Below are 23,316 nucleotides of genomic sequence, written 5' to 3'. Positions count from 1 at the left end.
GTTCTGAAATAGAGTTGACAAAGAGGCAGGCTCCCGCATCTTTCACCCAGGGGAAGGTCGATGAAGCCAATTCAAAGACAGCTGAAGATCGCGGAGATGATCCGCCGCCAGGGCGAGGCGTCGGTCGATGCGCTTGCCGGGCATTTCGGCCTGTCGACCGAGACGATCCGCCGCGACCTCGCCCAGCTGGCCGAAACCGGAAAGATCCAGAAGATCCACGGCGGCGCCCGGGTGGCGCGTTTGCAGAGCGAGGGCAGCTTTGCCGAGCGGCTCGGGCGCGAATCCGATGCCAAGACGGCAATCGCCGAGACACTTGCAGGGATCATCCAGCCCGGTGAAACTTTGTTCATCGACACCGGTTCCACGACACTCGCCGCCGCCGACCGGCTGGCGCGCATTCCGGGCCTGACGATCATCACCAATTCCGCCCGTCTCGCCGACCGGCTGTGCCAGTTCGGCTCGGACGCGGCGATCTATCTGCTCGGCGGGCGCTATCACGAGGATAATGCCGAAACGACCGGCCCGCTTGCGATTGCCCAGATTGCCGCCTTTCAGGCGGACCATGCGGTTCTGACGGTTGCGGCGGTCGATCCTGAGTTCGGCGTGACCGACGCGAGCTTCGAGGAAGCGCAGGTTGCCCGCGCGATGATCGAGAATGCGCGCAACGTGATCATTCTGGCCGACAGCAGCAAATTCGGGCGCCGCGCGGCATTTTCTGTCTGCAAATGTACGAACATCGGTGCTTTGATCAGTGATGAGGCCCTGGGCTGGACCCACCGCGAGCTTCTGGCCGAGGTGGGCGTCCAGGTCTGGTGCGGAAACGAACGATAAGAAACAACAACAGGGAATGTGACGTGTGGGGAGCGATTAGAACCTACGTTCGGGTGACGGACCGGGTTTCCGACTATGTCGGTTATGCCGCCGCATCGCTGATCTTCTATATGGGCGCGGTGCTTATCTTCGACGCCTTCACCCGCAACGTCATCAAAATGCCCGTCTCCTGGGCGATCGAGATGACCCAGTTCACGCTGACGGCTTACTACTTTCTTGGCGGGCCCATTACGCTGAAGAACGAAGATCATGTGCGGATGGACCTGTGGTATTCGCACCTGTCGGAACGCGGCAAGGCCAAGATCGACCTCGTGACGGTGGGCTGTCTGATCTTCTTCCTTGGCGTGATGCTCTGGGGCTCCATCTCCAGCCTGCAATATGCCATCGCGACCGGCGAGCGGCGGTTCTCGATGTGGAACCCCTCGGTCATCCCGATCAAGGCGCTCATGGTGGTGTGCCTTGTCCTCATGCTCCTGCAGGCGGTTGCGCTTGTCTTCAAACATGTCGCGACCCTCCGCGGGGAGAAGATTGAATGAGCTACGAAACGATTGCCCTTCTGATGTTCGCCTCGATGGTGCTGCTGCTGGTGTCCGGCCAGCGGGTGTTTGCCGCCATCGGTTTTGTCGCCTCGGGCGCTGCGCTGCTTCTCTACGGGCCCGGCGCGGCCGATCTGCCGTTCAACCAGGTCTTCAAGCTCTTCAACTGGTTCCCGATGCTCACGCTGCCCATGTTCATCTACATGGGCTACATCCTGTCCGAGGCTGGGATCGCCGAAGACCTTTACCGGATGCTGCATGTCTGGTTCGGGCGTGTGCGGGGCGGCCTTGCCGTCGGCACGATCTTCCTCATGGTCATCATTTCGGCGATGAACGGGCTTTCGGTAGCCGGCATGGCGATTGGCGCGACGATCGCGCTGCCCGAGATGCTGAGGCGCGGCTATGACAAGGTGCTGATTTCGGGCGTGGTGCAGGGCGGCTCATCGCTTGGCATCCTTATCCCGCCGTCGGTGGTTCTCGTCCTTTACGGGATGATCGCGCGCCAGCCGGTGTCGAAGCTCTGGTTCGCGGGCCTCGTCCCTGGGCTGATCATGGCCGCCATGTTCGTCATCTACGTCCTGATCCGCGCCCGCCTCAATCCAAAGCTTGCGCCCGTCGTGGACGATGAGGAGCTGAACATGCCGCTTCGCGAGAAGCTCGCGCTCGCGCGCGCAGGCATCGTGCCCTTCGTGATCTTCTTCCTGATGACCGGCCTCTTCGTCTCGGGCTACACGAGCCTTGTCGAAAGCTCGGCCGTCGGCGCCTTCTCCTCGACCGCCGCCGCGATCCTCAAGGGTCGGATGAGCTGGAAGCTTCTGCGCGACACGGCGATGAAGACGCTCTCGGTGTCGTGCATGTTCCTGTGGCTGATCCTCGCGGCCCTCGCCTTCGGTGCCGTCTTCGACGGGATCGGCGCGGTGAAGGCGGTCGAGAACCTCTTCATCAACCAGTGGGATCTCTCGCCCTGGGCCGTCATCATCATGATGCAGCTCAGCTTTGTCGTGATGGGCATGTTCCTCGACGATACCGCGATGCTCGTGATCGTGGCGCCGCTCTATATCCCGCTCGTAAAGGTGCTGGATCTCGGCTTCGACAACCAGCTGATCTGGTTCGGCGTCCTTTACACGATCACCTGCCAGATCGCCTATATCACGCCGCCCTTCGGCTATAACCTCTTCCTCATGCGATCGCTCGCGCCGAAGGAAATCACGCTCGTCGATATCTACCGATCGATCTGGCCCTTCGTCGCCATGATGGTCCTGACCATCATCATGCTGATGATCTGGCCGCAACTGGCACTCTGGCTGCCCGAACATATGAACGTCAGAGGCTGACCCAAACCCAAGGCCCGCCAAGAGGCCACCATCGCAACAAGGAGTGAAAGATGACAGATAAGATCAAACCTCAAACCCCGTCGGAAGCGATCCTGTCGAGCCGCCGGAACTTCCTGAAACGGTCGGGGCTGGCCGCCGGGACTGCGCTCGCGGGCTCCACCCTCGCCGCACCTTACGTGAACGCCCAGTCCGGCCCGATCAAATGGCGCCTTCAGACCTATTCCGGCGCCCCCCTCGGCGCCCACGTGATCAAGCCGCAGATCGAAGCCTTCAATGCCGCCGCAAACGGCGAAATGGAGATCGAGCTTTACTACGCCGACCAGCTCGTGCCGACCGCGGACCTCTTCCGCGCGCTTCAGTCGGGCGCACTTGACGCGGTCCAGTCGGACGAGGCGACGATGGCCTCTCCGGTCGATATCGCGGTCTTCGGCGGCTACTTCCCCTTCGCCACCCGCTACCCGCTCGATGTGACGGCGCTCTTCCGCTATTACGGGCTGAAGGAAATCTGGGAAGAAGCCTATTCCGAAGTCGAGAATGTCACCTGGCTCTCGACCGGTTCCTGGGACCCGCTTCATATCTTCACCGTCGACAAGCCGATCCGCAGCCTTGCCGACATGAACGGCCTGCGCGTCTTCGGCGTGCCGACGGCGGGCAAGTTCCTCGCGAAATACGGCCTCATCCCGGTGACGATCCCGTGGGACAATGTCGAGGTCGCCATGCAGACCGGCGAGATCGACGGCGTCGCCTGGTGCGGCTTCACCGAGGCCTACGAGGTCGGCTGGGCCGATGTGTGTAAATATGCACTCAACAACGCCGTCACCGGCGCCTGGTTCGGCAGCTACTTCACCAACACTGCCAGCTGGCAGAAGGTGCCGCCGCATCTGCAGGAACTGTTCCGCATCTCGATCGACCAGTCGCACTACTACCGCCTCGGCTGGTACTGGGGCGGCGAAGCCAAGCTCCGCGTCGAGGGCGAGAAGATGGAACTGACCCAGCTTCCCGACGAGGAATGGGCACAGGTCGTCAAGGATTCCGAAGGCTTCTGGGACGAGGTCGCGGCCTCCAGCCCGCGCGCGGGCAAGGTGGTCGAGGCGTTCAAGAAATATGCCTCGAACATGGAAAAGGCGGGCTATCCCTACCGCTGACGATCCCTAGAATGAAAAGACCCGCCCGGTATTCCGGGCGGGTTTTGCTTTTCCGGCCGAGGCAGCTCAGATGACGTTCAGCGCGCGCGCCAGCGCTTCGGCCCATTCGACCTGACCGTCGGGGGCGGCAATCAGGTCATGGCGGATTTCGACCAGAACGGCGTCCAGGCCGCGCGCCTCGCCATGCACCGGCACTGTATAGTCGCCGCCGTCCTCGATCCGGTAAGGTTCGTTATGTGCTATGCCCGCCGCCGCGCCGCCGAGGGCATCGACCAGCGCCGAGGCGAAGTCCGAGGCGTGGCGATAGAGGATGCCCGCCCGCCATGGCCTTGCGACGCCAAGGAAGACCGGCGTGAAGGAATGGATGGCGACGATGCGCGTCGGCTTGCGCGCGCGCTGCCTTTCGTCGAGCACTGCCCCGACTGCCTCCTGAAACGGATGGAACCACCGGTCGACGCGCCGCTGCCGCTCCTCGTCGCCAAGGCTCAGATTGCCGGGAATGTCGGTCGCCTCGCTCCGCTCGGGGATTGAGGTCGGGCTGGACAGCGGGCGGTTGAGGTCGATCAGCAGTCGCGAAGCGCCACCCAATACCAGCGGCGCGTCCAGTTTCGTCGAAAGGATCGCGGCGACGGCAGCTGCGCCGATATCCCAAGCGATGTGCCGCTCAAGATCGGCAGGGCCAAGCCCGAGGCCCTCGTATTCGGGCGGTAACCAGTTCGATGCATGTTCGCACAGAAGGACATAGGCGGCGTTTCCCGCAGGGTTGACGACCTCGACCGCGGCGCGCTTCTCGGTCATCAGTAGATGCCTGCGTAGCGGCGACAAAGATCGTCGTCGATCGCGTGGCCCGCGAGCGCGATCTCGGTCCGCTTCATTCCAACATAGGTCTCAGACGCCAGCGGCGTGAACCATCCCATCGCCACCGGATCGCCCAGGAACCGCTCAAGCGCCGCTTCCAAGGAAAGCGGAAGCCTTTCCAGGCCGAGTGCGGCCCTTTCGGCAGGTGGCAGCAATTCCGGATCGCCGGAAAAGAGCGGCGGGTCGGGCAGGCGGCGCTTCAGCCCCTCTATCCCGGCGCGAACGATGACAGCAAGCGCCAGGTGCGGGCAGGCGCAGGCGTCCGCCGCCCGGTATTCGAGGTTGTAGGCGCGGGCCGGGTCGGCGCCACCCACTGTCGTGACCGGGCAGATCCTGAGGCTCGCCTCGCGGTCGCGGTCGCCGAACCAGGTGTAGCTTGATGACCAATTGTGCGGCTTCAGCCGCAGGTAGGAAATCGGGCTTGGTGCCGTGAAGGCGACAAGAGCGGGCAGATGGCGGATCACCCCAGCGGCGAAGGCACCGGCGGTGGCGGAAACGCGCCCGGGACGCGTAGGGTCGAAGGTCGCATTCGTGCCCTTCGCATCGGCGAATGAGAAATGGATATGGACGCCATTTCCCACACCCTCGACGGCGGTCTTCGGCGCAAAACTCGCCTGCCAGCCTCGCAGAGAAGCCAGTTCCCGCGTGACTTCACGTAAAACGACAGCGCGGTCGGCGGCGGTAACGCCTTCGGTCGGCGCCATCGTCACTTCGAACTGATCGCGGCCATATTCCGCGATGAACACTTCCGGCTTCATCCCGAGCGCATCGAGGGCCGCCATCAGGTCCGGTCCGAACGGATCAGCTTGGCGCAGCGCGCGGAGCGAGAAGGCCGGGGCTTGTGCCCATCCCGTGCCGAACAATTGGAATTCGTGCTCGAAACTGACCTGCAGCGTCAGCCCGGTCAGCGATTTCAGCTCGTCAAGAGCGGTACGCAGGAACGTACGAGGGCAAAGCGGCCAGGGCGTTCCGTCAAGCTCGACGATGTCGCTCATCATCATGTCGGTGGGCGTTGCCGCGCCGGGCAGGGTGACGCGGTAGCGGGCCGCCTCGTCCCCCAGAAGCCGCAAGTCACCCGAGGAACCCCAGGGATTGTGGTCGGCGATCTGGTCGAAGGGGGTCAGTGACATATTGGCGGGCACCCAGCCCACCGACTTTGGCCGCCCAGGCGTGAAACTCGCGGCGGGAATGGACCTGCCGCGGGTGATCCCCGCATAATCTGTTGTGACGAAGGTCAGAAGCTCGGTCATCTCGCCTCCATCCGCGTCAGGACCGTGTCAGTCTCTGTAACCCAGCAGTAGCCGCCATAGGCCCGGAGCGCGCCGTCGTGGCGCTCCTGCGTGTAGGTCGCGCAGGCGTCTCCGGGCACGGCGACCAGATAGCCCCGGTCGGCCGCGTCCCGGACGGCCATGTCGACGCATTGATCGGTGACGACCCCGGCGACGATCAGCGTCCTGACCCCGAGATTGCGCAACACATAATCTATGTTGGTCGAGTTGAAGACGCCGGAGGATGTTTTCGGCAGGACGATCTCGTTGGCGATGGGCGCCAGTTCGTCGATCGGCCCGGCCATCGGATGGCCTTTCGGGATCATCAGGTTGGACAGGCGGTGATCGAGCGAGACATCACGGCAATCCTCGGTCAGCGCTTCGATGATCGTATGCATCACCTGGATGCCGGTGGCACGCGCCCGGGCGAGAAGGCGCGACTGGTTCGGGATCACCGTATCGCGCAGGCGCCGGTGATAGTAGTGGTCGGGTCCGAATTCAGGGTGAGCGGGGTCGAGGCTGGGCGTGCAGAAGATCTTCTGCATGTCCACGAAGAGCAGCGCGCTTTCTCCCGCTCGGAAACTCGTTTCACGTGGATTCTTCATGCAGCGCCTCCTGCACCGGGATCGGGCGAGCCCTGACCGGTTTCGATGGTGATGTGGTTTTCGTGACGGATCGCTTCCATCGCCCGGACCCGATCGCGCCAGTCCGGCGCAAGCCGTTCCGCGACGCCCGCGACGACTGCCTCGACCTGCAGAAGTGGCGTCACGAGCGTATCGAATGGCGAGGCGGTTTCCGTTGGTGCCGTGAGGACAGCATCGGCAAAATCGGCGACGGGCGAACGCCAGACATCGGTGAAAAGCGCGATCTGCGCGCCGCGCGCCCTCGCCTGACGGGCGAAGCCGACAGTGTCATTCTGATAGCGACGGTAGTCAAAGAGAACCAGGAGGTGCCGCCTGTCAATGTCCGCCAATCGGTCGGAAATATCCGCGCCCGAGCCGTCCAGATGCTCGGTGCCGGGGCGCAGGTGGTGAAGGCAGCGCTGAAGTATGCCCGCGACGAAGCGCGAAAACCTTCCCCCAAGGCAAAGGACACGCAGCTTCGGGTCGGAGAGAAGCGCGACAATTCGTTCGAAATCGGCCGTTGCCGTGCTGCGCGCGACCTCCTCGCAGCGACCGACGGTTTCGCGCAAGAAGTCCTGATAGACATTTGCGCCCTCGGCCGGGGCCTGCGGCGGAAGCGTGAGGGGGGAGCGCATGTGCAGCTCGACCTCGGCGATCAGGGTGGCCTGCATCTCTGCATAGCCTTCAAAGCCCAGACGGTTTGCCAGCCGGATCACTGTAGGATCGCTGACGCCTGCCTCGCGCGCCAGCCGCGAGACCGTCGTAAGGCCCGCGGCCGGATAGTTGGCGAGCAGGACACGGATCACCTTGAGTTCCGCATTCGAGAAACCCGTTGCCGCGCCCAGAAGGCGGTCTCGAACAGTTTCGTGCGCTGTTGGTCCGTGCGGCGCGGAATCGCTCATGGGTACTCCATCAATGTAACATTCATTACACATAATCGCATGAATTATTCAACATGAAATTTTTTCTTGACAGCAGGCGAAGCACGGCAGAATGCTCGGGTGAACAACAAGCGAGTGTCGGATGCGCCTTTGGTTTGCCTTGCCGAGGACTGCGTGGCTGAGCGCGGGGCTGCTGTCGGCAGCACTTGCGCTTGCGGCGCTTCTTGTGCGCGCGCTCATGGGGGCAGGGGGCGACAATATCGCGACGTTGATGCTGTTGCAGGCCGCCGCGGTCCTGGCGCTAGCGGTCTTCAGTGGCAATTCCGGCATCACCTCTTTCGGCCATTCCGCTTTCATGGGGCTGGGCGCCTATGCCGCCGCGCTCATGACAATGCCCGCGGCGGTGCAGAAAACCGCGCTACCCAACCTGCCCGCCTGGCTTCAGGGGCATGAACTGGGGCTTCTGGCAGCACTTGCGGTGGCGGCATTGGTCGGGATCGGTGTCGGCATGGCGAGTGGCGCAGTGGTGGCGCGGCTTTCGACCGGATCGGCGGCGATCGGCACGCTGGCCTTTCTGATCATTCTGCATGTCTGCCTTGTGGGCGCGCGAGATATCACGCGCGGCAGCCAGACCTTCTATGGCGTGCCGCGACTGACCGGGTTCGGCGTCGCTCTGGCGACAGTGGTTCTCTTCACCTTCATCGCCCGGCTTTTCAGGGAAGGTCGCGTCGGCCTCGCGCTGCGCGCCTCGCGCGAGAACGAGGTGGCGGCCGCAGCGCTTGGGGTGAATGTCGGCCGGATGCGCCTTTTCAGTTGGGCGCTGAGCATCACGCTCGCCTGCGTCGCTGGCGCGCTCTATGGCCACTATCTTGGGGCCTTTTCGCCCAAGGATTTCTACTTTGACCTGATCTTTCTTCTGATCGCGATGCTGATCGTCGGCGGTCGCTACAGTGTGACCGGCGCTCTTACGGGTGTCGTGATGCTGACCGCGGTTGTCCAGATCCTGAGGCAGGCCGAAGCCGGCATCGACATCGGATTCGTGCAGGTGCCGCCGATCTTCGGTCTGCCTCAGCTTGGCCTCGGCCTTGCCTTGCTGATGACCATCTGGGCGCGGCCGATCGGAATGGTCGGCCTGTCCGAGCTTTCGCCTGCGACCTTTGCGGCGAAACTCGCCGATCCGCCGCCTGCAGCCACCCCGGCCCCTCGCGCTGAGGCGGCCGCAAGGTCGCTTGCGGTCCGCGATGTGACGGTCCGTTTTGGCGGACTTGCGGCGCTTGAGAATGTCAGCTTCACGGTGCCGACTGGGCAAGTAACCGGCCTCATCGGTCCGAACGGGGCGGGAAAGACCACGCTCGTCAACGTGATCTGCGGCCAGCAGCGGCCGACGTCTGGCGCGGTCCTGCTTGGTGACATCCGGCTCTCGGACCTTCCGCCGCATCGGGTCGCCCGCGTCGGCCTCGCCCGCACCTTCCAGAATATCCGCCTCTTCGACCGGCTGACAGCGCTTGAAAACGTGACGGTCGCCGCCCAGGCCGCCGGTCACGGACGCGCCGTGGCCGAAGAGCTCGCGATGGCAGAGCTGCAGCGGGTCGGGCTTGCGGGCCGATGGAACGAACTGGCGGAGGCTTTCGCCTATGGCGACCGGCGGCGGCTTGAGATCGCGCGGGCACTCGCGCTCGATCCCGAATTCCTTCTTCTGGACGAACCGGCCGCCGGGATGAACCCGGCCGAAACCGACCGGCTGATCGCCATGCTGGAAGAGCTGCGCCGTGAACGGCCGATCGGCATCCTGGTCATCGAACATGACATGCGGCTGATCATGCGGCTTTCGGACCGGATGGTCGTCCTGAACAAGGGCCAGAAGATCGCCGAGGGCACGCCCGAGGACATTCGCAACGATCCGGCGGTGATCGAGGCCTATATCGGCACGAAAAGACCAACACTTAACCAACGGGGAGAGATGCAATGACACGGACAAGACGCATGCTGACGCTTGGCACGGCAATGGCTCTGTGCGGTTGGGCGGCTGTGGGCGCTGCGGGGGCCGAAGAAGTGACGATCGGGCTCGCGACGGGCCAGACCGGCGGCCTCGCGCCCTTCGATCAGCCGTCGCTGGCCGGGTTCCGGATGGCGATGGACGAGATCAATGCCAAGGGCGGGCTCGGCGGTAAATATATCGTGACGCTCGATATCAAGGACACAAGGTCCGACACAGGCGCGACTGTTCAGGCAGCGCAGGAGCTGGTGGCTGAAGGTGTGAAATTCCTGATCACACCCTGCGACGCCGATCCTTCGATCGCTGCAGGCCAGATCAGTCAGGCAGCGCAGATCCCGACAATGACCTTCTGTGGCACCACGCCAACGATCACCGATGCGGTCGGCGATTATATGTTCGGCTCATACCCGGCCGACAATGGACAGGCGACACTTCTGGCCCAGCATGCGATCGCCAAGGGCTACAAGAGCGCCTATGTCCTGAAATCCCCCGACAGCGCCTATACGCTGCGCCTGCCGGAATATTTCGCGGAAGTGTTCCAGAAGCTCGGTGGCACGGTCGCGGGCGAGGGGACCTATTCGCTTGGCCAACAGGATTTCGCGGCCGAAGTGACGAAGATCGCTGCGCTTGACCCGCAACCCGATGTCATCATGACCGCCGCCTATGAGCCCGACTTCCCCGCCTTTCTCAAGGCGCTGCGCGGTGCTGGCGTGACCGCGCCGATCCTGGGTTCGGACGGGATTGACAGCCCGACGACGACGGGCCTTGGCGATATCGCCAATGGGATCGTCCACACCACCGCCGGTTTCCCGACCGATGGCTCGCCCCTGGGTGAGTTTTACGCGAAGTACGAGGCAGTGACTGGCGCTGCACCGGAAACCGTCTATGTCGCGACCGGTTATGAGATACCCTATATTCTGGATGCCGCCGTGACGGCTGCGGGTACCATGGATGGCCCGGCGCTGCGCGATGCGCTGGCGAACCTGGAAAACGTGCCGGTGTTGACGGGGTCGGTGACCTACAAGGGCACGAACCGCATGCCGCTCCGCGCGATCACGCTGGTCGAGATCCAAGGGGGCGCCCGGGCGCCGATTGAAACAGCCACGCCCGATCCGGCGCTGGTTCCGGCGCCCTGACATGCTGGAGGTCGAAGGCCTGTCGGTGCGCTACGGCGCCGTGGAAGCGGTGGGGAGCCTCGGGTTCACAGTGCCCAAGGGCTCGATCACCGTTCTCCTTGGCGCCAATGGCGCGGGCAAAAGCTCGACCCTGAACGCCATTTCCGGCCTCGCGCCCTCGCGCGGCCGGATTATTCTGAATGGCGCGGAGATCGGCGGACTGCCGCCCGAGGAGATCGTGCGACGAGGCATCGCGCTCTGTCCCGAGGGGAGGCGGGTCTTCCCCTCGCTTTCGGTGGCCGACAACCTGCATCTGGGCGGCGCGGTCCATGCCAAGGGCGATGAACTCGCGAGCCGGACCGAGGCGGAACTGGACCGGTTCCCGATCCTCCGCGAACGCTATCACCAGAAGGCGGGGCTGCTGTCGGGTGGCGAACAGCAGATGCTTGCCCTGGCGCGCGCCCTGATGTCGGCCCCAAGGCTTCTTCTGCTGGACGAGCCGTCGCTTGGTCTGGCGCCGAAGGTGGTGGATCAGATTTTCGACCTGATAGCCGGCTTGCGAAGCCAGGGCATCACCATACTGCTTGTCGAACAGAATGCCGAGCGTGCGCTTGAGATCGCCGATCATGGGTACGTGCTTCAATCCGGGGCGTTGGCCCTTTCCGGCAGCGGACGGGAGCTGGCTGAAAGCCCGCTGATCCGCGAAGCCTATCTTGCGGGGTGAGATGGAGTTCTTCCTTCAGCAGCTTCTGAATGCGGTCAGCCTCGGCGGTATCTATGCGCTTCTGGCGCTCGGGCTTGCCGTCGTCTTCTCGATCGTCGCGCTGATCAACTTCGCCCATGGCGAGTTGATGACGGTGGCGGGCTATGTGCTTTTCGTCTGCATCCTTTACGCTGTGCCTTTGCCGATAGCGGTCGTGGCGGCGATTGGAGCGGCGGCGGTAGCGGCAGCGGCGACCGAACGACTTGCCTTCCGCCCGATGCGGCGGGCCGATCCAACCTCGCTGATGCTGACAAGTTTCGCCGTGTCGGCGATCCTCAAGGTCCTGTTCCAGAATGGGATATCCGCGCGCCCGAAACCCGTGCCGCTGCCACCGGAGCTGTCGGGCACTCTGACATTCGGGCCTGTGCGGCTTGGCACGGTGCCGCTCGCCTCGATCCTCGTCACCTGCCTCTCGCTCGCCGCTCTCACTCTTTTCCTGAAGCGCACGGTGATGGGCAAGGCGATGCGCGCCGCGGCCGAGGATTTCCAGGTGCTGCGGCTCATGGGTATACGCGCGAACCGGGTGATTGCCGCAGCCTTCGCGCTGTCGGGCATGCTGGCGGGGATATCGGCGGCGCTATGGGTGGCGCAAAGGGGGTCGGTCGACCCGCTGATGGGTTTCGTGCCGGTCCTGAAGGCATTTGTCGCCTCGGTTATCGGTGGCCTCGGCAGCCTCTCGGGGGCGGTCGCGGGCGGTTTTGCTCTTGGGATCGCCGAAGTGCTGTTTCAAGCCTACCTGCCGGAAGCGGCGCTGCCGTTCCGCGATGCGTTCGTCCTCGGCGTCGTCATCCTGATCCTGCTCTGGCGGCCAGACGGGCTCATTCCGGCCAAGACCGGTCGGCGCAGCTGAAGCGACGGCTCAACCCGGCGCCTCATCGCGCCCGGATCGGGCGCTCTTCGGCGGATGGCTCTGGCGCTTTCAGAGCGAAGAGGGCCGCGAGGCCGGATGAGCGGCCCACGCCGCTTGCAATCGTGCCTCTGCCCGGCTATAGGGCGCCTCTCGATACCCGCGCGTCCGGCCAAGTGGCATTGCCGAGTCGCGCGTTCACTCTGACGAGGAGATGGAAATGCCCAAGATGAAGACCAAATCCGCTGCGAAGAAGCGGTTCAAGATGACGGCCAACGGGCACGTCAAGGCTGGTGTCGCCGGAAAGCGTCACGGCATGATCAAACGCTCGACGACCTTCACCCGTCAGGCAACCGGCACCATGGTGCTGGCCGATGCCGACGCGAAGATCGTCAAGAAATACATGCCCTACGACCGCTGAGGAGAATGACCCATGTCTCGCGTTAAATCCGGCAAGGTCACGCACGCCCGCCACAAGAAGGTGCTGAAGGCTGCGAAAGGCTACTACGCCGCCCGTTCGACCAATTTCCGCACCGCAACCCAGGCCGTAGACAAGGCCAACCAGTATGCGACCCGCGACCGCAAGACCCGCAAGCGCAACTTCCGCGCCCTGTGGATTCAGCGGATCAACGCCGCCTGCCGCGCCATCGACGAATCGCTGACCTATTCGCGCTTCATCAATGCGTTGTCGAAAGCGGGCATCGAGGTGGACCGCAAGGTGCTCGCCGATCTCGCCGTCAGCGAACCGGCTGCCTTCGGCGCCATCGTCGAGAAGGCCAAGGCCGCGATGGTCTGATCGGCCCCAAAGCCAAAGATTTGGAGCCCCGCGAGCACACCGCTTCGCGGGGTTTTTCTTTACCCCGGCAGAGAGCCGGATTTCGATACGAAATCCGGTCCGAAATTTTGCGAGATTTCGGACCGGTCGATGCCCCTGCCGATCTGACATAGAATGTGATCGCCGCAGTCCTGCGATCCCGTGGCAACCGAAGTCCGGTTCCGGATCAGTCCGGCTTAGCCGCCGCTGCCGCCGAGGGCCGGTTCCAGCGGCCCGACAACCGGTCGGGGTCGCCCCCAAACAGGAGCCAGGCCATGATCCGTGCCCGGTAGAGGCGAATGCGGATCAGTCCGGCGAGAGCGAGCAGCCGGTTCCGGATGCCCGACACCCGATCCGATGTCACGATCTGCGGCAGTTCGGCGAGAGGGGAGGCTGCCATGGCACCACATTTGAGCGCCCAAAGTACCGTCCGCCTGAAATTGCCGCGCACCCCGTCGAAAAAGTGCGCGGTGTGACGGTCCCACTTGCTGCGAAGCTCGGCGAACCTTTCGCGCGCAGGATGATAGACGCGCATCCCCGCCACAAAACGGATGCGGTAGCCCTTGGCGGTGGCGCGCTGCCCCCAGTCGGTATCTTCTGCCACCGACAGGCCGGCGAACGGGCCGACATCGTCAAAGACCGCGCGCGTCATCACAAGATTACCGGTGCCGGTGAAGTTTTTGCGGGCGATGTAGCGGTCCATCCGGTAGGCGTAGATGCTCTCGTAGGCCTCCAGCATGGTCAGGCGGGCTGGGTCGACATAGAGAATGCGGACATCGCCGCCCAGAACCGTCGCGCCGGGCCTCGCCATCTCTGCCTCGGCGGCGGCCAACCAGCCCGGGTCCGCGACACAATCGGCGTCGATGAAAGCCAGAACCTCCCCTGTCGTCCGGGCGATCCCGGCGTTGCGGGCGGGGCCGGGGCCGGGCGTGGTTTCGCGGATCAGCCGCACGAACGGATAGCGGGCGCAGATCGTCTCGGGCATTTCCTGCGAGCCATTGTCGGCCACCACCACCTCGTCGGGCGCGCGTGACCCGGCGGCGATCGAGGCAAGGCAGCGGTCGAGCATGGCGGGCTGGTTCAGATGCGGGATGACGACCGAAATCCGGGGCCGCACGGGCAACGTGGTCTCAGGGGAAGACAAGAAAGCACCTCCGGGGTCGCGCGCAACTCTAACCGTCCGCCGCCGGTGGTCGCAAGCGGTGCTGAGGGATCGTTTGCGGCTTTGCGACAATCCTCGGCTCTCTGGCGGCTGTCATCTCGCAACGGGCCTTTGCAGTCCGCCGCCGGATCGGGCTATAGGGGGCGCAAGACCCTCAAGGCGCGCCTTCCCCGAACCGGCGGGCGCGCGCCGCCAAGACGAAAGGATATGACCATGGACGATCTGAGCGGGAAGTACCTGTCCGCCATTTCGCTCGCGGCCGACGAGGCGGCGCTTGAGGAGCTGCGCGTCGCGGCCCTTGGCAAGAAGGGCGAGATTTCGCTGAAGATGCGCGAACTGGGCCAGATGGCGCCGGAGGAGCGGCAGGCGGCAGGCGCGGCGCTGAACCGGCTGAAGGATGAAATCGACGCGGCCTTGCGCGCCAAGAAGGCGGCGCTGGGCGATGCGGCGCTGGACGAACGGCTGAAGGCCGAATGGCTGGATGTCACTCTCCCCGGTCGCCCGCGCCGTCAGGGCACGATCCATCCGGTGAGCCAGGTGACGGAAGAAGTCACCGCGATTTTCGCCGACATGGGCTTTGCCGTGGCCGAAGGGCCGCAGATCGAAAGCGACTGGTACAATTTCGACGCGCTGAACATCCCGCCCGAACATCCGGCCCGCCAGGAACATGACACGTTCTTCATGGCGCGCGCCGAGGGCGACAACCGCCCGCCCCATGTGCTGCGCACCCATACGTCGCCGGTCCAGATCCGCGCGATGACCGATCAGGGCGCGCCGATCCGGGTGATCGCGCCGGGCCGGGTCTACCGGATGGACATGGACCAGACCCACACGCCGATGTTCCATCAGGTCGAGGGGCTGGCGATCGACCGCGACATCTCGATGGCGAACCTGAAATGGGTGCTGGAGGAATTCTGCCGCGCCTATTTCGAGGTGGATCAAGTGGAACTGCGCTTCCGCGCCTCTCACTTCCCCTTCACCGAACCCTCGGCCGAGGTCGATATCCGCTGTTCCTGGGAAGGCGGCCAGCTGAAGATCGGCGAGGGCGACAAATGGATGGAGATCCTCGGGTCCGGCATGGTGCACCCGAAGGTTCTGGCGGCGGCGGGGGTGGACCCGACTGAGTGGCAGGGCTTCGCCTTCGGCATGGGCATCGACCGGATCGCCATGCTGAAATACGGCATCCCCGATCTGCGCGCGTTCTTCGAAAGCGATCTTCGCTGGCTGAGGCACTACGGGTTCAGCGCGCTGGATATGCCGACAGTGGCGGGCGGGTTGAGCAGGTAAACTTCCCCCGGAAAACCGCGCCGAAGGAATTGCAGCGTTTTGTCAGTGTGAAGTCCGTCGTCGGTGAGGCGCTGATGTCGGAAAGCTAGCTTCGGCATGATGTGCCGATGAGCATGGTCGAGGAGGAGGGGATCAGCGTGAGCTTCAACTACGGGTTGGCGTGATCTCGTCGTTTGGGTTATCTGTGAATCTGATCTCTACGGCTTGCATGCGCTTACCTTCAATCTCAACTGCGTCACCGATCGCGGTTATTGTAAGTCCTCTCCGTCTCGCTTTTCCGATCCAGTCGATGGGCTGGAAGGTTACAATTCTGTTCGCTCCGAGAGTCTTCGCAGCATTCGGAAGTTCCAAAAACAGCTTCTTGCGCGCCCTCCTCGTCGTGGCCCGTCTCATGTCGTTTGTGACGAACCAGTGCGAAAGCTCCCACGTATCCGACTCGATCGGCGCTTCTTTGAACAGCAGCGAGGCCGGGCAGCTTTGCAGGAGACCGCGCTGAGCGTCCCGTATCATGTATGAGTAAATGCCGCAGCGAGCTGTCGTGGGTGTCAAACGCATCCCGCCAAGAACCTTGCCATGGCTATGGATCGCTATCCACTTGCTCGCGGGATTGTCATACTGATCGTACTTGACCGACAAAGACACCGGCAGGTTCCAAGCCTCGCGCGCGACAAAAAAACGCTCACGCGCGCGAAACATGTTCGCGAAAAGTTCACCATGTTTGTGCAAATTCTCGAAAGTAAGCATAGTAGTGGCTTCGGTACTTGGCTTGGAGGCAATATGCGATAGTGCCTCGGGGAGGATAAGTTTCACAAAACCTATCGCGGTTACAATACGCAGGGCCGAGCCGTTAACATGTAGGAGGTCCGCTTCCATTTGCTCTTGGCGGAGCGCGCGAAGCTCTTTTGGAAGGAGCCGGCAGGCTAGTCGAACCAGACGACGGCTCAGCGGTTCGGAAAGATCAAACAGAGTTTGCACCGCGAACGCTCCGGCGAGGGAGAAAATAAGGTCTAAGAAGGACATCAAACGCCTCCCTGATGAATGGGCAAGCCTCGTCCCCGCCGGTCAGGTGTCATTGAATCTCGCTCGTTAATGGCGCGAATGGCGGCAATCCGCCCACTTCCCGTTAGAGAATAATACCTTCTGCGGGGCCGTTTCGCGTCACTTGGCGATATCTCCTCCCACTTCCCCTCGATCCATCCCGCTCTTTCTAGCCGATCAAGAATGGGGTACAATGTCCCTGAGAATATGCGCACACTGTTGATAAAGTCGGCCCCGGCAAGTGCGTTCGGATACTCGCTCAGGAAAGCGTCCAAAACGCGCAACGTCGGGTCCGTCATTTTCAGCTTCATGGTCGCGAACCTATGTAGATATCTACATAGATAGGTGGCCCCCTTCGATCCATTTGTCAATGGTCCCGACAGATCGCCGTCCAGATCAGCTAGTCACGCGACTGGCTGATAGGAGGCGAACGAGGGCGTCACTCCAAATCCCCCTTGCCCTTCCCGCACATCCCCCCTATACGACCGCATCCACGGCTCCGGGGCGACTCGGAATCGGTGGTTTGTCATTGATCCGCCAGGTCTTCGGTGACCCTGCCAAGGGGCCGTCTGGCGATTGTGAAAAGGAAAGACCGGCATGAAAGCCGCTGAACTGCGCCAAAAGACCCCCGATCAGCTCCGCGAGGATCTGGTCGCCCTCAAGAAGGAAGCGTTCAACCTCCGCTTCCGTCAGGCCACTGGCCAGATTGAGAACACCGCCCGCATGAACGCCGTCCGCAAGGACGCGGCGCGCATCAAGACGGTGCTGAACCAAAAAGCCCAAGAAGCTGCGAAGTAAGGGAACGACGAAATGCCCAAACGTATCCTGCAAGGCGTCGTGACCTCGGACAAGAACGAGCAGACGATCACCGTTCTGGTCGAACGCCGCTTCAAGCATCCGCTGCTGCAAAAGACGGTGCGGAAAACCAAGAAATACCGCGCCCATGACGCGGACAACAAGTTCAAGGTCGGCGATACGGTTCGTATCGAAGAATGTGCGCCGATCTCGAAAACCAAGCGCTGGACGGTGGTTGTCGAGGTCTGAGGCCCCGGCGAAACCGTCTTTCGTCAATCGAAACCCTGGGGCTTGGCACTGCAGCCTAGTCTCCAAAGGTCGGGAGAAACCAAATGATCCAGATGCAGACCAATCTGGATGTTGCTGACAACTCCGGCGCACGCCGGGTGCAGTGCATCAAGGTTCTGGGTGGTTCCCACCGCCGCTACGCCAGCGTCGGCGACATCATCGTGGTGTCGGTCAAGGAAGCCATCCCGCGCGGTCGCGTGAAGAAAGGGGACGTCCGCAAGGCCGTCGTCGTGCGCACCGCCAAAGAAGTCCGTCGTGAAGACGGCACGTCGATCCGCTTCGACCGCAATGCCGCCGTCATCCTGAACAACCAGGGCGAACCGGTCGGCACCCGTATCTTCGGGCCGGTCGTGCGCGAACTGCGTGCGAAGAACTTCATGAAGATCATCTCGCTTGCGCCGGAGGTGCTGTGATGGCCGCGAAACTCCGCAAGGGTGATACCGTTCTTGTCCTCACCGGCAAGGACAAGGGCAAGAAGGGCGAGATCCAGTCCGTTGACCCGAAGGCCGGCAAGGCCGTGGTCGATGGCGTGAATGTCGCGATCCGCCACACCCGCCAGACCCAGACGAGCCAGGGCGGCCGCCAGCCGAAGGCGATGCCGATCGACCTGTCGAACCTCGCGCTTATGGACAAGAACGGCAAGGCAACCCGCGTCGGCTTCCGCATGGAAGGTGACAAGAAGGTCCGCTTCGCCAAGACCACCGGGGAGGCGATCTGATGCTTGACGCGCAAACCTATACCCCGCGCCTCAAGGCGCAGTATGTCGCGAAGATCCGCGCCGCTCTGAAAGAAGAGTTCGGCTACAAGAACGACATGCAGATCCCCCGCCTGGACAAGATCGTCCTGAACATGGGCGTCGGCGAAGCGGTGAAGGACACCAAGAAGGTCAAGAACGCGGCTGAGGAACTTTCCGCGATCGCCGGCCAGAAAGCCGTCATCACCAAGGCCAAGAATTCGATCGCGGGCTTCCGCGTCCGTGAAGACATGCCGCTGGGCTGCAAGGTCACGCTGCGTGGCGACCGGATGTACGAATTCCTCGACCGTCTGATCAACGTCGCTCTGCCGCGCGTCCGCGACTTCCGCGGCGTGAAGGGCACGGCGTTCGATGGCCGCGGCAACTACGCGATGGGCCTGAAGGAACATATCGTGTTCCCCGAGATCGACTTCGACAAGGTCGACGAAGTTCTCGGCATGGACATCATCATCTGCACCACCGCGCCGACCGACGCGGAAGCGAAGAGCCTGTTGAAGCAGTTCAACATGCCCTTCAACAGCTGATCCGCGGAGGAACGATAGATGGCTAAGAAATCCATGGTTAACCGCGAAGTGAAGCGCGCCAAGCTTGTCAAGCAGCATGCTGCCAAGCGCGCGAGCCTCAAGGCGGTGATCGCAGACCAGTCCAAGCCGATGGAGGAGCGCTTCAAGGCGACCCTGAAACTGGCTGAAATGCCCCGTAACTCGTCGGCGGTGCGGATGCACAATCGCTGCCAGCTCACTGGCCGCCCGCACGCCTACTACCGCAAACTCAAGCTCTCGCGGATCATGCTGCGCGACCTGGCCTCGTTCGGCCAGATCCCCGGCATGGTCAAGTCGAGCTGGTAAGGAGGTCGAGATATGTCGATGAACGATCCTCTCGGCGATATGCTGACCCGTATCCGCAATGCGCAGATGCGTGGCAAATCCACCGTCCGGTCGCCCGCTTCCAAGCTGCGCGCCTGGGTTCTTGACGTGCTGAAGGATGAAGGTTTCATCCGTGGCTATGAGAAGGTCGAGGCGGCCAATGGCATGCCGGAACTGGAAATCAGCCTGAAGTACTTCGAAGGTACCCCGGTCATCCGCGAACTGAAGCGTGTGTCCAAGCCCGGCCGTCGCGTCTATGCCTCGGTCAAGGACATCCCGTCGGTCCGCAATGGCCTCGGCCTTTCGATCGTCTCCACGCCTCGCGGCGTCATGTCGGATGCAGCTGCACGGACCGCCAATGTCGGCGGCGAAGTGCTCTGCACCGTGTTCTAAGGAGGGGTCAATGTCTCGTATCGGCAAGAAACCCGTTCCCGTTCCGGCTGGCGTCACCGCCAACCTGAGCGGCCAGACCGTCGAAGTGAAGGGCCCCAAGGGCACGCTGAGCTTCACCGCCACTGACGACGTGACCATCACGATCGCGGACGGCAGCGTTTCGGTTGCCCCCCGTGGCACCTCGAAGCGCGCCCGTCAGCAGTGGGGCATGTCGCGGTCGATGATCGAAAACCTCGTGACCGGCGTCACCACCGGTTTCAAGAAAGAGCTTGAGATCAGCGGTGTCGGATATCGTGCGGCGATCCAGGGCAACGTCTTGAAGCTGTCGCTCGGCTACAGCCACGAAGTGAATTTCGAAGTGCCGAAGGGCGTGACCGTCACGACCCCGAAGCAGACCGAGATCGTCGTGGAAGGGATCGACCCCCAGCTCGTCGGCCAGGTTGCGGCGAACATCCGCGAATGGCGTGCTCCCGAGCCCTACAAGGGCAAAGGGATCAAGTACAAGGGCGAGTTCATCTTCCGCAAGGAAGGCAAGAAGAAGTAAGGACGCGAAAAAATGGCTAACAGCAAAAGGGAACTGTTCCTCAAGCGCCGCCTGCGCGTTCGGAACAAGCTTCGCAAGATGGCTGACGGGCGCGCGCGCCTGTCTGTCCACCGCTCTTCGAAGAACATCAGCGTTCAGCTGATCGACGACGTCAAGGGCGTGACCCTTGCCGCCGCCTCGAGCCTCGAGAAGGATCTGGGCGTGATCGGCAAGAACAATGTCGAAGCGGCGGCGAAAGTCGGCGCGGCGATTGCCGAACGGGCGAAGAAGGCCGGTGTCGAGGTTTGCTACTTCGACCGCGGCGGCTTCCTCTTCCACGGCAAGATCAAGGCACTTGCAGACGCGGCCCGCGAGGGCGGTCTGAAGTTCTGATATGGCGGGTGGCGGAAACGCCACCCCGATGATCCGGGTCCTCGCTTCGGGCGGGGACACCAGGATTGGCCCAAACGGCGCCATGCTGCGCCACCATGAAGGAATGCCTGATGGCAGAGAGAGAAAACCGCCGGGAGCGTCGCGAAGACCGTCGCGAGCGCGAGGAAACCCCGGAATTCGCCGATCGTCTCGTCGCGATCAACCGCGTGTCGAAGACCGTCAAGGGCGGTAAGCGCTTTGGCTTCGCGGCCCTCGTGGTGGTCGGTGACCAGCGCGGTCGCGTGGGCTTTGGCAAGGGCAAGGCCAAGGAAGTGCCGGAAGCGATCCGCAAGGCGACCGAGCAGGCCAAGCGCTCGCTCGTCCGCATTCCGCTGCGCGACGGCCGCACCGTTCACCATGACGTCGAAGGCCGTCATGGCGCGGGCAAGGTCGTGATCCGCACCGCGGTTGCCGGTACCGGGATCATCGCCGGTGGTCCGATGCGCGCCGTGTTCGAGATGCTGGGCATCCAGGACGTGGTTGCGAAGTCGCTCGGCTCGCAGAACCCCTACAACATGATCCGCGCCACGATGGACGGTCTGAAGAAGGAAGCCAGCCCCCGCATGGTCGCGCAGCGTCGCGGCAAGAAGGTGGCCGACATCCTGAAGAAGCCGGAAGCGGCCGAAGCAGCGGAGGCCTGAGACCATGGCGAAAAAGAAAACCATCGTTGTCGAGCAGTTTGCCTCGGCCGCCCGCCGCCCGGCGATCCAGACCGCGACCCTGAAAGGTCTCGGCCTGAACAAGATCCGCCGCCAGCGCGAACTGGAAGACACGCCCTCCGTCCGTGGCATGGTCAACAAGATCAGCCACCTGGTGCGCATCGTCGAAGAGAAATAAGCCGTCGGGGAGACCCGATCTGGCGCAAGACAAAGGCGGGGCTTCGGCCCCGCCTTTTTCATTCCCGGGCCTCCTCGGGCACTTCGTGCCTTCGTCGTGCCCGAGGAGTGCATGAAATGCTCGACGAGGCTCGTCCTTCAAGCCCCAGGCCTGATGGTCCGCGCAACTAGCCAGCGGTCCTTGCCGAGCGGCCGCTCCTTTCGAAACCCGTGTCGTTCGAACATTTCGAGCGGGCCGGAGAACAGGAACGAGCCCGACACTTTCCGCCCCTCGGTGGCTTCGGGAAAGGCCTCAACCAAACCACCACCTGCAACGGCGATCTGCCCCAGCGCGCCGGCAAGCGCGGCTTCGGCGACGCCGCGGCCCCTGTGCCCCTTGGCCGTGAAGAAACAGGTGATGCGCCAGTCGGCTGCGGCAGGTGCCCCGGCCTCATAGGCCTTGCGCGCCTTGATGCGCGGCAGTTCGGCCGGGCTGCCATACTGGCACCAGCCGACGCAGTCCGCCCCCCGATAGACGAGCGCCGCATGCGCGCGCCCGGTCCGCACCAGCGCCTCCTTCTCGGCCCGGTTCGCCTCGGCCGATGTCCCCCAGCCTTCGCCCTTGGCATGGAAGGCCATGCACCAGCACCCGCCCCAGACGCCATTGTGCGCCTCGGCCAGACGGGCAAAGTCGGGCCATGTGGCATCGGTCAGGGGCTTGGTCTGGAACATGGTCATGGTGGCAGTCTCGGCGATTGACGTGGGTGGTTGTGTGAACATATCATGAACAAACACAATTGTCACCTGGAAGCACCGCCATGACCGCTATCTCGCATGATTTCGACTTCTTCTTCGGACGCTGGAAGGTCCAGCACCGCCGGCTGAAACATCGCCTCGCGGGATCCGACGAATGGGAGGAGTTCGACGGCAGCAGCGAGATGTGGCCAACCCTCGGCGGGAACGGCAATCTCGATGACAATGTCGTCAACATCCCGTCGGGTAGCTACCGCGCCATCACGATGCGCTCGTTTGATCCTCAGACCGGGACCTGGGCCATCTGGTGGCTCGACGCCCGCCGTCCCCACCAGCTCGACGCGCCGGTCATCGGCCGCTTTGAAAGTGGTGTTGGCACCTTCTATGCGGACGACACGTTCGATGGCCGGCCGATCAAGGTCCGCTTTCTGTGGCTGGATACCGGGACGGATCAGCCGCGCTGGGAACAGGCCTTTTCCACCGACGGCGGCGCGAGCTGGGAGACGAACTGGCTCATGCGCTTCACGCGCGCGGACTAGTCCCTGCGCACTTCGCGAATATCCACGCGAGTGCTACGCTCGTCCCAGCGACTCGCCCGGCCCGTGGGGGGCCGAGAGCCCGCAGGGAGAACCATGATGTCCACCAAATATGCAGGCGGTTGCGAACACCATCCGGTGCGCGTTTCCGCCGAGCCGATCGACAATCACGAATGCCACTGCAATGTCTGCAAGAAGGTGACCGGCCAGCAGACGACCCATGTCGCCTTCTTCAACCACGCCGACATCCGGACCGACAATGAAGCGGCGATGAAGCGCGTGCCCTTCAATGCCGACAATCCGAACGGACCCTTGGAAATCTGCCTTTGCGAGAAGTGCAACGCCGTTCTGATGCTCGACGACAAACAGGGCCGCATCCGCGTCGCCGTGCCGAACGTGATGGGCTACGACGACGCGAAATTCCCCAAGGCGAGCTACCACGCCTTCTGGGACGAGACGAAGGGCTATCCGGCCCCGACCGACGGCCGTCCGGTCTATAGCGGGTTGCAGCCGAGTTTCGTTTGGCCGAAGGGGGCGTAAGGGCCGCAGAGGGCCGATAGGAAAGGCTCCAGTGGAGCCTTTCCCGGTCCGATTGGCGCTGACGCAAGGAAGCGCCAAGGGGGGCTCCGCGAAACCGTCGGCTGGGGCACGGGAAGCGCCCGC

The 23,316-nt window shown here is 63.1% G+C and carries 32 protein-coding genes; 24 read left to right on the top strand and 8 right to left on the bottom strand.

Annotation, left to right across the window (positions count from 1 at the left end):
- Positions 1 to 60: 60 nt before the first annotated feature.
- The 4 genes from OU426_RS11545 (at position 61) to dctP (ending at position 3,846) form a co-directional block, all read left to right on the top strand.
- Entirely contained in the window at positions 61 to 831 is a 771-nt protein-coding gene (locus OU426_RS11545; protein WP_267634155.1) for a DeoR/GlpR family DNA-binding transcription regulator, read from the top strand.
- Positions 832 to 854: 23 nt separating this feature from the next.
- Positions 855 to 1,367 carry a TRAP transporter small permease subunit gene (locus tag OU426_RS11540; protein WP_267634154.1) on the top strand — a complete coding sequence of 171 codons (513 nt, stop codon included), beginning with the start codon at positions 855 to 857 and terminating at the stop codon, positions 1,365 to 1,367.
- Positions 1,364 to 2,701, top strand: a complete 1,338-nt coding sequence (locus tag OU426_RS11535) for a TRAP transporter large permease (RefSeq protein WP_267634153.1) — start codon at positions 1,364 to 1,366, stop codon at positions 2,699 to 2,701. Before OU426_RS11540 ends, OU426_RS11535 begins: the two co-directional genes overlap by 4 nt.
- 92 nt (positions 2,702 to 2,793) lie before the next feature.
- Complete coding sequence (gene dctP, locus OU426_RS11530; protein ID WP_267634330.1) at positions 2,794 to 3,846, top strand: TRAP transporter substrate-binding protein DctP; 1,053 nt, start codon at positions 2,794 to 2,796, stop codon at positions 3,844 to 3,846.
- A gap of 66 nt (positions 3,847 to 3,912) precedes the next feature.
- Here the strand turns inward: dctP and OU426_RS11525 are convergent, their stop codons facing one another.
- The 4 genes from OU426_RS11525 to OU426_RS11510 are packed head-to-tail and all read right to left on the bottom strand — an operon-like array spanning position 3,913 to position 7,497.
- A complete protein-coding gene (locus tag OU426_RS11525; RefSeq protein ID WP_267634151.1) occupies positions 3,913 to 4,644 on the bottom strand; it encodes an N-formylglutamate amidohydrolase in 732 nt (243 codons plus the stop codon).
- Positions 4,644 to 5,954 (bottom strand): type I glutamate--ammonia ligase, encoded by a 1,311-nt coding sequence (locus tag OU426_RS11520; RefSeq protein WP_267634149.1) that lies wholly within the window; start codon positions 5,952 to 5,954, stop codon positions 4,644 to 4,646. The genes OU426_RS11525 and OU426_RS11520 overlap by 1 nt, the downstream gene beginning before the upstream one ends.
- A complete protein-coding gene (locus OU426_RS11515; RefSeq protein ID WP_267634148.1) occupies positions 5,951 to 6,577 on the bottom strand; it encodes a cysteine hydrolase family protein in 627 nt (208 codons plus the stop codon). The genes OU426_RS11520 and OU426_RS11515 overlap by 4 nt, the downstream gene beginning before the upstream one ends.
- Positions 6,574 to 7,497 carry a MurR/RpiR family transcriptional regulator gene (locus OU426_RS11510; protein ID WP_267634146.1) on the bottom strand — a complete coding sequence of 308 codons (924 nt, stop codon included), beginning with the start codon at positions 7,495 to 7,497 and terminating at the stop codon, positions 6,574 to 6,576. Before OU426_RS11510 ends, OU426_RS11515 begins: the two co-directional genes overlap by 4 nt.
- A gap of 121 nt (positions 7,498 to 7,618) precedes the next feature.
- On the opposite strand from OU426_RS11510, the gene OU426_RS11505 reads away from it, so the two are divergent.
- The 6 genes from OU426_RS11505 to rplT all read left to right on the top strand — a co-directional run bounded on the left by OU426_RS11505 (position 7,619) and on the right by rplT (position 12,993).
- Complete coding sequence (locus OU426_RS11505; RefSeq protein ID WP_267634145.1) at positions 7,619 to 9,445, top strand: branched-chain amino acid ABC transporter ATP-binding protein/permease; 1,827 nt, start codon at positions 7,619 to 7,621, stop codon at positions 9,443 to 9,445.
- A complete protein-coding gene (locus tag OU426_RS11500; RefSeq protein WP_267634143.1) occupies positions 9,442 to 10,608 on the top strand; it encodes an ABC transporter substrate-binding protein in 1,167 nt (388 codons plus the stop codon). Before OU426_RS11505 ends, OU426_RS11500 begins: the two co-directional genes overlap by 4 nt.
- Before the next feature lies 1 nt (position 10,609).
- Positions 10,610 to 11,311 (top strand): ABC transporter ATP-binding protein, encoded by a 702-nt coding sequence (locus tag OU426_RS11495; RefSeq protein ID WP_267634142.1) that lies wholly within the window; start codon positions 10,610 to 10,612, stop codon positions 11,309 to 11,311.
- 1 nt (position 11,312) lies between these two features.
- Positions 11,313 to 12,200, top strand: a complete 888-nt coding sequence (locus OU426_RS11490; RefSeq protein ID WP_267634141.1) for a branched-chain amino acid ABC transporter permease — start codon at positions 11,313 to 11,315, stop codon at positions 12,198 to 12,200.
- 217 nt (positions 12,201 to 12,417) lie between these two features.
- Positions 12,418 to 12,618: a 50S ribosomal protein L35 gene (rpmI, locus tag OU426_RS11485; RefSeq protein WP_267634140.1), complete on the top strand. Its 201-nt coding sequence runs from the start codon at positions 12,418 to 12,420 to the stop codon at positions 12,616 to 12,618.
- Between the two features lie 12 nt (positions 12,619 to 12,630).
- Positions 12,631 to 12,993 (top strand): 50S ribosomal protein L20, encoded by a 363-nt coding sequence (rplT, locus tag OU426_RS11480; RefSeq protein WP_267634139.1) that lies wholly within the window; start codon positions 12,631 to 12,633, stop codon positions 12,991 to 12,993.
- 205 nt (positions 12,994 to 13,198) lie between these two features.
- Here rplT and OU426_RS11475 read toward each other — a convergent pair whose 3' ends face one another.
- Positions 13,199 to 14,128, bottom strand: a complete 930-nt coding sequence (locus OU426_RS11475) for a glycosyltransferase family 2 protein (protein WP_267634329.1) — start codon at positions 14,126 to 14,128, stop codon at positions 13,199 to 13,201.
- 258 nt (positions 14,129 to 14,386) lie between these two features.
- On the opposite strand from OU426_RS11475, the gene pheS reads away from it, so the two are divergent.
- On the top strand, positions 14,387 to 15,460 hold the full coding sequence (pheS, locus tag OU426_RS11470; RefSeq protein WP_420712594.1) for a phenylalanine--tRNA ligase subunit alpha: 1,074 nt from the start codon (positions 14,387 to 14,389) through the stop codon (positions 15,458 to 15,460).
- A gap of 144 nt (positions 15,461 to 15,604) precedes the next feature.
- Here pheS and OU426_RS11465 read toward each other — a convergent pair whose 3' ends face one another.
- Both OU426_RS11465 and OU426_RS18160 read right to left on the bottom strand, forming a co-directional pair.
- Positions 15,605 to 16,480 (bottom strand): acyl-homoserine-lactone synthase, encoded by an 876-nt coding sequence (locus OU426_RS11465; protein WP_267634137.1) that lies wholly within the window; start codon positions 16,478 to 16,480, stop codon positions 15,605 to 15,607.
- Entirely contained in the window at positions 16,480 to 16,797 is a 318-nt protein-coding gene (locus OU426_RS18160) for a PadR family transcriptional regulator (protein ID WP_420712595.1), read from the bottom strand. The genes OU426_RS11465 and OU426_RS18160 overlap by 1 nt, the downstream gene beginning before the upstream one ends.
- A 298-nt stretch (positions 16,798 to 17,095) precedes the next feature.
- Here OU426_RS18160 and rpmC point away from each other — a divergent pair, with 298 nt between their 5' ends.
- The 11 genes from rpmC (at position 17,096) to rpmD (ending at position 21,386) form a co-directional block, all read left to right on the top strand.
- On the top strand, positions 17,096 to 17,296 hold the full coding sequence (gene rpmC / locus OU426_RS11460) for a 50S ribosomal protein L29 (RefSeq protein ID WP_267634136.1): 201 nt from the start codon (positions 17,096 to 17,098) through the stop codon (positions 17,294 to 17,296).
- Between the two features lie 12 nt (positions 17,297 to 17,308).
- Positions 17,309 to 17,542 carry a 30S ribosomal protein S17 gene (gene rpsQ, locus OU426_RS11455; RefSeq protein ID WP_267634135.1) on the top strand — a complete coding sequence of 78 codons (234 nt, stop codon included), beginning with the start codon at positions 17,309 to 17,311 and terminating at the stop codon, positions 17,540 to 17,542.
- A gap of 83 nt (positions 17,543 to 17,625) precedes the next feature.
- Positions 17,626 to 17,994 (top strand): 50S ribosomal protein L14, encoded by a 369-nt coding sequence (gene rplN / locus OU426_RS11450; RefSeq protein ID WP_035714274.1) that lies wholly within the window; start codon positions 17,626 to 17,628, stop codon positions 17,992 to 17,994.
- The gene (rplX, locus tag OU426_RS11445) at positions 17,994 to 18,299 is read left to right on the top strand and encodes a 50S ribosomal protein L24 (protein ID WP_267634132.1); all 306 of its coding nucleotides are present in this window, start codon (positions 17,994 to 17,996) and stop codon (positions 18,297 to 18,299) included. The genes rplN and rplX overlap by 1 nt, the downstream gene beginning before the upstream one ends.
- Complete coding sequence (gene rplE, locus OU426_RS11440) at positions 18,299 to 18,859, top strand: 50S ribosomal protein L5 (protein WP_267634131.1); 561 nt, start codon at positions 18,299 to 18,301, stop codon at positions 18,857 to 18,859. Before rplX ends, rplE begins: the two co-directional genes overlap by 1 nt.
- Before the next feature lie 18 nt (positions 18,860 to 18,877).
- Positions 18,878 to 19,183: a 30S ribosomal protein S14 gene (gene rpsN, locus OU426_RS11435; RefSeq protein ID WP_267634129.1), complete on the top strand. Its 306-nt coding sequence runs from the start codon at positions 18,878 to 18,880 to the stop codon at positions 19,181 to 19,183.
- A 12-nt stretch (positions 19,184 to 19,195) separates the two neighbouring features.
- The gene (gene rpsH, locus OU426_RS11430; protein ID WP_267634128.1) at positions 19,196 to 19,594 is read left to right on the top strand and encodes a 30S ribosomal protein S8; all 399 of its coding nucleotides are present in this window, start codon (positions 19,196 to 19,198) and stop codon (positions 19,592 to 19,594) included.
- Between the two features lie 10 nt (positions 19,595 to 19,604).
- Entirely contained in the window at positions 19,605 to 20,138 is a 534-nt protein-coding gene (gene rplF / locus OU426_RS11425; protein WP_267634127.1) for a 50S ribosomal protein L6, read from the top strand.
- Between the two features lie 12 nt (positions 20,139 to 20,150).
- Entirely contained in the window at positions 20,151 to 20,510 is a 360-nt protein-coding gene (gene rplR, locus OU426_RS11420) for a 50S ribosomal protein L18 (protein WP_267634126.1), read from the top strand.
- Positions 20,511 to 20,620: 110 nt separating this feature from the next.
- Positions 20,621 to 21,190: a 30S ribosomal protein S5 gene (gene rpsE / locus OU426_RS11415; protein WP_267634125.1), complete on the top strand. Its 570-nt coding sequence runs from the start codon at positions 20,621 to 20,623 to the stop codon at positions 21,188 to 21,190.
- 4 nt (positions 21,191 to 21,194) lie between these two features.
- Positions 21,195 to 21,386 carry a 50S ribosomal protein L30 gene (gene rpmD, locus OU426_RS11410; RefSeq protein ID WP_267634123.1) on the top strand — a complete coding sequence of 64 codons (192 nt, stop codon included), beginning with the start codon at positions 21,195 to 21,197 and terminating at the stop codon, positions 21,384 to 21,386.
- 137 nt (positions 21,387 to 21,523) lie between these two features.
- Here the strand turns inward: rpmD and OU426_RS11405 are convergent, their stop codons facing one another.
- Positions 21,524 to 22,102, bottom strand: a complete 579-nt coding sequence (locus OU426_RS11405; RefSeq protein WP_267634122.1) for a GNAT family N-acetyltransferase — start codon at positions 22,100 to 22,102, stop codon at positions 21,524 to 21,526.
- 80 nt (positions 22,103 to 22,182) lie between these two features.
- On the opposite strand from OU426_RS11405, the gene OU426_RS11400 reads away from it, so the two are divergent.
- Both OU426_RS11400 and OU426_RS11395 read left to right on the top strand, forming a co-directional pair.
- The gene (locus OU426_RS11400; RefSeq protein ID WP_267634121.1) at positions 22,183 to 22,656 is read left to right on the top strand and encodes a DUF1579 domain-containing protein; all 474 of its coding nucleotides are present in this window, start codon (positions 22,183 to 22,185) and stop codon (positions 22,654 to 22,656) included.
- A gap of 96 nt (positions 22,657 to 22,752) precedes the next feature.
- On the top strand, positions 22,753 to 23,193 hold the full coding sequence (locus OU426_RS11395; RefSeq protein ID WP_267634120.1) for a GFA family protein: 441 nt from the start codon (positions 22,753 to 22,755) through the stop codon (positions 23,191 to 23,193).
- The last annotated feature ends 123 nt before the right edge of the window (positions 23,194 to 23,316 follow it).

Source organism: Frigidibacter sp. RF13 (assembly GCF_026626305.1).
Classification (GTDB): Bacteria; Pseudomonadota; Alphaproteobacteria; order Rhodobacterales; family Rhodobacteraceae; genus TMP-24.
This window is presented reverse-complemented; position numbering and strand designations above follow the sequence as displayed.